1 protein-coding gene is annotated in these 1,011 nt (G+C 64.5%); it reads left to right on the forward strand.

Features of this window, described 5'->3' with window-relative positions; translation table 11 throughout:
• The first annotated feature begins 76 nt into the window (after window positions 1–76).
• Window positions 77–982, forward strand: coding sequence for an IS982 family transposase (locus ABZU52_RS32500; RefSeq protein WP_354974730.1), 906 nt, complete (start codon window positions 77–79; stop codon window positions 980–982).
• Window positions 983–1,011 lie beyond the last annotated feature (29 nt).

Below are 1,011 nucleotides of genomic sequence, written 5' to 3' on the forward strand. Positions count from 1 at the left end.
CTAGATGACTGAGTCCCAAATCTGAGCTGGTGAGGCGGTGGTCGTACCGCATAGGGAAGGGTGTCGTTGTCTGCTCGTGACTGCTGACATCGACACCCTTCTGACCGCACTGTACGTCTTCGTTGATGATCACCTTGTTCCGCCAGGCCGTCGCAGGCCAGGACGACCTCGACGGCTGTCAGACGCGGAACTGGTGTGCCTGCTCATCGCCCAGGTTCTGCTCGAGTTCCCGCGTGAGCGGCACTGGATCCGCTACGCCCACGCTCACCTGCGTCACCTGTTTCCGTACCTGCCGACCGCCTCCGGCTACGGCAAACGCGTGCGAGCCAGTGGCGAACTGATCGCCACGGTGATCCGGGGCCTGGCCCGGATCACCGGATCAGGTGCGCCGATCCTCAGACTGATCGACTCCACGCCGGTGCCGTGCGGCGCTTCCCGAGAGACCGTCAAACGCTCCGACCTGGCCGGGGACGCCGGCTACGGCTACAGCGCCTCACACTCGCGTTTCTTCTGGGGCATGCGTCTGTATCTGCTGGCCACCGCGGAGGGCATGCCCATCCTGTGGTGCCTGGCCAACCCGAAACTCGACGAACGCGACGTCATGACCGCCCTGCTGGAGGCCGACCACCACCTCATCGCCGAGGGACAGGTGATCCTGGCCGACCGAGGCTTCGCCGGGGCCGAGTTCGAACGCTTCTGCCACGACGCCGGCATACACCTCGTACGCCCGAAACGCGCCAACGCGAAGTCAGACCTCGTCCGCACCCCCGCCGAACGCGCGCTACTGCGCTGCCGCCAGTGGATCGAATCGATCTTCCAAACCCTCAAAGGTCAACTCTCGCTGGAACGCCACGGCGCCCGCCGACCAACGGGCCTGTTCGCCCGCGTCGGTCAACGCCTACTCGCCCTGGCCGCAGTGATCTGGCACAACACCACCATCGGGGCACCGAACCCACGATCACTGATCGCCTACGACCATTGAGCAGCCAGAATTTAGGACTCAATCATCTA

This window comes from Micromonospora sp. NPDC005220 (assembly GCF_040607895.1).
In the GTDB taxonomy this organism is placed as follows: domain Bacteria; phylum Actinomycetota; class Actinomycetes; order Mycobacteriales; family Micromonosporaceae; genus Micromonospora.